Annotated in this window: 7 protein-coding genes; 3 read left to right on the top strand and 4 right to left on the bottom strand. The window is 45.7% G+C overall.

Annotated elements, in window-relative coordinates; all coding sequences use genetic code 11:
* Window positions 1–91: 91 nt before the first annotated feature.
* From VI123_RS07235 to VI123_RS07220, 4 genes are all read right to left on the bottom strand, one after another.
* Window positions 92–637 carry a recombinase family protein gene (locus VI123_RS07235; protein WP_336337348.1) on the bottom strand — a complete coding sequence of 182 codons (546 nt, stop codon included), beginning with the start codon at window positions 635–637 and terminating at the stop codon, window positions 92–94.
* Window positions 634–1,752, bottom strand: a complete 1,119-nt coding sequence (locus VI123_RS07230; RefSeq protein WP_336337347.1) for a tyrosine-type recombinase/integrase — start codon at window positions 1,750–1,752, stop codon at window positions 634–636. The genes VI123_RS07235 and VI123_RS07230 overlap by 4 nt, the downstream gene beginning before the upstream one ends.
* 225 nt (window positions 1,753–1,977) lie before the next feature.
* The gene (locus VI123_RS07225) at window positions 1,978–2,748 is read right to left on the bottom strand and encodes a hypothetical protein (protein ID WP_336337346.1); all 771 of its coding nucleotides are present in this window, start codon (window positions 2,746–2,748) and stop codon (window positions 1,978–1,980) included.
* Between the two features lie 114 nt (window positions 2,749–2,862).
* The gene (locus tag VI123_RS07220) at window positions 2,863–3,519 is read right to left on the bottom strand and encodes a site-specific integrase (RefSeq protein WP_336337345.1); all 657 of its coding nucleotides are present in this window, start codon (window positions 3,517–3,519) and stop codon (window positions 2,863–2,865) included.
* 1,034 nt (window positions 3,520–4,553) lie between these two features.
* On the opposite strand from VI123_RS07220, the gene VI123_RS07215 reads away from it, so the two are divergent.
* From VI123_RS07215 to VI123_RS07205, 3 genes are read left to right on the top strand one after another with little or no spacing between them, the layout of a single operon-like run.
* Window positions 4,554–5,126 carry a hypothetical protein gene (locus tag VI123_RS07215; RefSeq protein ID WP_336337344.1) on the top strand — a complete coding sequence of 191 codons (573 nt, stop codon included), beginning with the start codon at window positions 4,554–4,556 and terminating at the stop codon, window positions 5,124–5,126.
* Window positions 5,127–5,128: 2 nt separating this feature from the next.
* Window positions 5,129–5,458 (top strand): hypothetical protein, encoded by a 330-nt coding sequence (locus VI123_RS07210; RefSeq protein WP_336337343.1) that lies wholly within the window; start codon window positions 5,129–5,131, stop codon window positions 5,456–5,458.
* A 5-nt stretch (window positions 5,459–5,463) separates the two neighbouring features.
* The gene (locus VI123_RS07205; protein WP_336337342.1) at window positions 5,464–6,282 is read left to right on the top strand and encodes a hypothetical protein; all 819 of its coding nucleotides are present in this window, start codon (window positions 5,464–5,466) and stop codon (window positions 6,280–6,282) included.
* The last annotated feature ends 50 nt before the right edge of the window (window positions 6,283–6,332 follow it).

Raw genomic sequence — 6,332 nt, 5'->3', positions numbered from 1 at the left:
CGGTTGACGAGGAAGTTAAGGAGCTGGTCTTCGTGGATTTCACTGTCTGCTTGCTGCTGGTGTTTGGACACATCTTCAGCAAGCAGACGTTCTAACTAACCGGCTTTGTGAGGTACTGAGTCTTTGCTTCATCTGTGATTGGGTCATAGGGGAGAGCAATGCCCTGTTTTTCAGCGAGGTCTTCTAACTCGGAAATCTGACCGGAGATACTGCCGTCGTCTTCACCGTTTCCATCAGCTCTTTCGTTTCCATTGAGCTGACCACCAGAACTGACGCGGGCGTAGATTATCCCTTTGGGACCATCACCGGGATCCGCGGTAGAGTCAGATCCTCCACCCTCCGGATTAGGCGGAGTATGCGAGTCGTTCCCGGACATAGAGTTCTCCTGAACCAACTCCTGAGGCGACTCGGTCGCCTGTGTTTCACACTGAGTAAAGCTATCCAGTTTACTCTGTGATTTGCTTGCAGTCAGGGTAAGGAGCAGTGCGATAAATAGCGGAGAGGAGAACTGACGTTTTAAGTTGTGGGACAGACCTGATATAAGACCTAAGATACGCTCTCCCAAGACTTGGCGTATCTTACCTTTTTTAAGTGCATTGGGCCAAAGCGAGAGAACATCGGAGAGTATTCGGTTCATGCGTAGCCACCAGTCGAGCTTTCCTGGCTTTTGTCGAACACTTCTTTTCGCAGTTCCCGTTTTTCTGACTCAGTCCTCTCATCGTAGTGCTTCTCGAGAACATCTGGACTGACATCACATCGGCCACTGATGAACCGATCTGGAACCCCCTCACTACGTTTTGAAGTGATGTATCCGTGTCGTAGAGCGTAGGGTGAACGGCTTGAAGGACACTTCGATGCCACATCATCTGACTGTGCTGCCTGGCATGATTCTATATCTTGATCGTGAGGACATTGTCCTGATATGATACATGGACGACTGAATCTGTAGACATATGTCCGCATTGTTGACTTAGAGAGACGACCGTAGCGTGAGGTCAGAAACGGTTCTCGGTCATTTTCCGTCGTTACGTCAATTCGGTTTTGGTTGATGTAATCTAGGAAAATCTGAGCCGCGTCGGCTGAAAGGTAGATTTCACCTTCTCCTCGGTAGCCGTTTTTCAGTTCCGTCTCTTCAGGCCGATGCCGGAGTTCTACATAGGGCTCATCACTGTCTAAATATAGGTCAGTCAAATCTATCGCGTAGAGACCACCAGGTCGACGTCCGGTGTGCGCATGGAACTTCCAGACGACGTGTTCCCGAGAGGCATACTGATATTGTCTTAGATGCTCCAGAATCATTTCGAGACGGTCAATGCTAATGTTGGTATCTCTGACTCCTTCACCCCAGCCCAGTTCCGGAATGCCGATTTTGTCACTCAGACCCGATGGGACTGATTCGATGTACTCTAAGTACTTAACGAAGTCTCTGAAGAGATACATATCGTCCCGCATCGTTTTCGTGGAGAGTGGTTCTCTCTGGTCTGTACTCTCGAGCCGACGATATCGTCGGAAACCCTGTATCACTCGCCCATCTAATTGATTGAGATTCTCGACACTCTGGCTATTGCAGAAGTCAATGAAGTGGTCTAATTTCCGTTTGTATTCTTTGAGTGTTTGTGGACGGATTTCTGGTTCTTTGTACGAGAGAAACTTTGAAACGGCTTCTTCTGGTTGGATAGATTCCAGCGAACTTGAGCCCGCTTCACTGGTCTCTCGTAGTGCACCACCTTGTCGTGAGGGGAAATCTGTCACTCTTGAACCCCCTGGAGCGGTGGTTTTGAACTCCAGTCCTTGTTTCTACTACTATCCGTATTGGTCAAATTGTACACCCTAGTATTCAGCTGGGATGCACAGACTTTCTCAAACAACCTAAACACCTCATACAAGCAAAACTACCCAATAACGTGGTTAGAAGTAATCAAGTTATGACTCAAGAAAACCAATCCCCACGCCGTCTATCGCTTATCGATCATATATTTATATACTACGACCAAAAGAGTACGGACGGCAACCACCAGCGTGCAACGCCGTAGCGATTTTTCTCTTTTCCCAAGACTCTGCTCTAATCCCGCTTCCAGAACTAAGACCGGGTACTTTGTCACCAAGAGAATGAATAAGACGAGACTTGTGTGATGGCGGCCCATTTATACTGACGGTATCATCTAAAATGTGAGCCTCTAATGAAGCACAAAGACAGTTGTTAAGATGGGCATCAAGTACTGGTTCGAAGAAACTATTGTCTACCTCAACAGGGAGGTAAAGTCCCAAGAAAACCCGTGGGTATCCATTATGACCCTCACCCCCAATTACCCGAATTGACTGCCACCGGGGTAAATCAGACAAAGTGCGACTCAGTGCTTTTTGACGGGCAGACTTAGAGGATTGTAACGCAGTGAGAAAAGTAACGGGTGGCAGGAATACCTTCGAGTCCTTATCAAGCCAATACGATCCGCTGAACTCAATCAGTACGGTTGACTCTGCCCATCGGCATGCTTTCTGATCAACCCGATACAACTCACTCCAAGCAGCACCAGCCCATCGTTGAGTAAACGGTGCAAAGTTCAGTGCTTTGTGAGCAACCACTGACTCATTTTCAAGATATTCAACGAAAGAGGTGAACCAGTGAGTCGCTTTAGCCCAAGTTGGAATTTCTCCATCAATTAGAAATTTTTCTGGAATACTGTCTGCCTCAGAAGGACCGGCTAGTTTTGGAGATGGCCCACCTTTTTCAGATAGTATCCGTCCCATGCTTCAGTATATCTCAGATTTACATTCGGTACACATCAATAAACTAGTTTTGTCGGATTATCTTGTCAAATTTGTATTGATGTATGTAACTCAGCAAATCTCCGACTTCAGTAATCACATGTCGTCGACAAATTCGCGTCTCTTTTCCATTTTTTCTTTCTTGGTCCGTCGGTCATAGTGCTTCTCGAGAACCTTCGAAGAGACGTTAGCTCTGTCACTGATCACAGCCATAGGAACATCTTGGTTCAATGAATGGGTAATACTCCCTCGCCGAACAGCATGTGGGCTGACGCTTGATGGACACAACGACGCCCCATCAGATTTCAAAGCTTCGCAGGTGTCGAAGTCACGGTCGTGAGGGCATTCATTCTGAGACTTACATGGCCGAGTATGACGGTAACATTGTCCACGCAGACTAGTTTTCGAAATTCGGCCGTGGCTTGTCGACAATAAGGGATTTCGATCGTACTCATCGGTGGTCTGGGGACGCTGGTTGGCAATCCAGTCATCAAGGAGTGTACACATCGGTCCAGAGAGGGCAACCATCCGTTCACCGAACTCTTTATTTTTAATTGGCGTACCGGTTTCTGGCCGATGCAGTACTTCGATATACTGCTCCCTCTGATTGTAGTCTTCTAAATCAAGCGCCCGAACGCCGCCAATGCGCATCATTGTGTGCCATAGAAATGCCATGATCACGTGAGTCAACGAAGCATACCTGTAGGTTTCGAGATATCGGATGAGGTCATCAGCTCGCTCTTTCTCAAGCATTACATCTCGGACGTTATCATTCACTCCAAGCGATGGAGATTGGACTTTCGTACTCAGATCTTGATGAACACCGTCGATTGCCTCTAGCCACCTGATGAACACTCTGAGCGTATCCATCTGAGTCTTCTCTGATACAGGGGCAAGTTCGCCATCTCGTCGCCGCCAAATGCGATATTCATGCAGTGTTCTCCCGGTAAGTTCGTTCAGGTTTGTAATCTCATTTTGAGTACACCACCGCACGAAGTGTCCCAGCCTTGATGAGTGTGAATAGAGTGTTGCCTGACTTGCGTCGTTTCCTTTGTCTTCAAGATACAGTTCCAGGGCTTCATCGGGTCCAATTGGTTCTAAACTCATTTTTTACGCCGAATACCATACAATAACTTGCCAAGACTCACTTTGGGACTGTCACGAGGTTCCAATGGTACCCGTTCGATGGTCTAACTGGTATTGATGGGATTCGCGTATGTCCAGATTTAATGCATCAATGAAAATCAATCACTAATTGATGCCAACGTTATCAAACCAGTCGTGCAGAATTGAGAGATTCTAATCAGCACGATATGCTTCCGATTAAACGATCTCCAGCAATAAGTATGAACACTATTTACCACTCAAAATTTTTGTTGTCCCCTTGTCGAGAGCGATAGGACCAAAATCCTGCAGAACGCGCTGAAGCTCGGCCGGGAGTTTGGAGTCCGATGACATTAACCGGACAACCTCTAGGCGAAGGTTTGCTCGTTGTACGGTTCCACGGACTGGATGTACAACTTCATCGCTCGCCCAGAACGTGTAGACAGTCAACTTAACCAGATGATTTCCGATTTGGTGTAGCGAATATAGTTTACTGACGAGGGGATTTGGGGGCTTCAATTTCAAGAGATATTAAAAAGCGGGCAAACTACCAATTATCCATTAGCGTAGGGCCAATGATTGAGTAAGAATGAAGGAGAGGACAAATCTATCAAATAGAAATGACCGTGGACAAGGCTAATTTGAGAGAGATACTCCGATTATTTCCACTATATCAAACCCGGATGATAGTTGACGAAAGAGGTACTGGTGTAAAGAGTCGTGACCCAGAGGAATTAATCGATGCTCTGGTCCAAGAAGAGTGGACAGACGAGGAATACGAATCATTAGTTGATCGACTGCAAACAATTCAGGAAGAAGGTCGTCCCCTTGGCTACTATATTTGCAAGATCAACGAAGCTCCGTCAATAGAGACTCTAAAACAAGAATTACTGCAAAATGAGGCTCAATTCGATGATGAAGGCCACATTCAAAAAGAAGGTTATCAGGTACGCCATACTTCTGAAACCGAGTTAGAAGCAACACGCTGGCGGATTGACGTTGAGAAAGATTTCAACTTTCGAACCGGTGAAATAGAAACTTCAGAAGATGTGAAGCCGGTAGATTTTGAAGTGAATTTAGACGATATGCGGGTTTTAATCGATACAAACCAGTATGGGAAAGCCAAAAGTGTTCAGTCTAAGTTAGAAAAATCAGGATTTGACTTCGAAGGGGTCGGGCATCGAAACCTTAATTCTGAAGATGCAAACGAACAGGTAGAGAGATTTGTTGAAGCACTGGAGGATAAATTAGAATAACTATGTCAAATGGCAATCTCACCATCGATTCTGTCCGGTTTTTGCTCAGTGGTGGTCAGCTTGAGGACGTTGCTATCGGTGGAAGAACAGACATCTTTGAGCATCCAGAAGTGCGACGATGGCGAAGCCAAGGAGGTAAAATTGTTAGTATTAGCGGTGAATTTCGTCATGATAACCGTAGATTCAATTTCCAGGTGAGTTACGCGCCTTCATCAGGGATTGGAAGAGTGAATGTGGAAAAGAAAGGACGGCGAACTGGTGACCTCGAGATCCGTAAAGAGGGCTTTCAGCTAATTTATGAAGAGTTTGAAAATTTCTTCGTGGACGTATGATTTGAATGGACCGGGACCAGAAATTTGAGATACAGTATCTAATCAGTCTGATTGTAGCTGTTCTTGGGTCTCTAGGGGCTAGAAGTATCGCTCAGTACGTGATGAACCCCATCGCCCATTTGTTCCTACTAATTGTGTTCATACACATCGTGGCATTCAATGCTGTGTATACACTAAGAAGAGCCACTGACTTTCAGCTCTCAGAAGTAGATCAGTTAGAAAAAGCTACTCGCTGGACATTATATGGAATAAGTGGTTTATTCTTATATTTACTTATGAGCATCCTTTCAATGTGGCTATTGATTGAGCTCCTTCCATTTTCCGTTGACGGATATCTAATCGTGCTCTCTACTTCCTCGTTACCATTCCCCATAGACTTAAGTAATGGAATTCTTTTTGGATATCTCGTTCCTGGGTCTATTGTGGTACTAATGGGAGGCCTCAGCTGGAATAAGTTCATGCCGGCTCTGCTGCAAGCTCAATCCATTGATATTTCGGTTGTGCCAGAGGAGCTGAGTGTCTTCCATGATTTCGACTCTACCCGTCCACTTCATGTGAATATTGAAAACAACAATACTGAGGAGATATCGTTTAATACAGTAATCGAATTCCCAGATGAAGTTGATTGGAAATATCGGGGAACACAAGAGGGTAGTGGTACGCTGTCTGAAGAAACGATGGTGCCCGGTTCAGGGCACGAGCCCTATGATATCAAACTCAGATATCAAGGCCAAGAACGGAAAACCAGAGAAGTCACTGTGACTATTATTATGAACGGGGACACGTTTTCAGAGAGTGTCGAGCTCACACTCGAAGAATACTAGCTTCCAAGAACCCAAAGATATCATCAATAGCTAGTAACTATCGAGATATT

It is taken from the genome of Haloarcula sp. DT43 (assembly GCF_037078405.1).
Lineage (GTDB): Archaea > Halobacteriota > Halobacteria > Halobacteriales > Haloarculaceae > Haloarcula > Haloarcula brevis.
The sequence above is the reverse complement of the archived record's forward strand: the minus strand, read 5'-3'. Positions and strand labels throughout refer to the sequence as shown.

Bases quoted from the DNA above. Each gene is read 5' to 3' on its own strand.
- VI123_RS07235 (WP_336337348.1), bottom strand. From the start codon at position 637: ATGAACCGAATACTCTCCGATGTTCTCTCGCTTTGGCCCAATGCACTT.
- VI123_RS07225 (WP_336337346.1), bottom strand. From the start codon at position 2,748: ATGGGACGGATACTATCTGAAAAAGGTGGGCCATCTCCAAAACTAGCC.
- VI123_RS07220 (WP_336337345.1), bottom strand. From the start codon at position 3,519: ATGCTTGAGAAAGAGCGAGCTGATGACCTCATCCGATATCTCGAAACC.
- VI123_RS07215 (WP_336337344.1), top strand. From the start codon at position 4,554: ATGATAGTTGACGAAAGAGGTACTGGTGTAAAGAGTCGTGACCCAGAG.
- VI123_RS07210 (WP_336337343.1), top strand. From the start codon at position 5,129: ATGTCAAATGGCAATCTCACCATCGATTCTGTCCGGTTTTTGCTCAGT.
- VI123_RS07205 (WP_336337342.1), top strand. From the start codon at position 5,464: ATGGACCGGGACCAGAAATTTGAGATACAGTATCTAATCAGTCTGATT.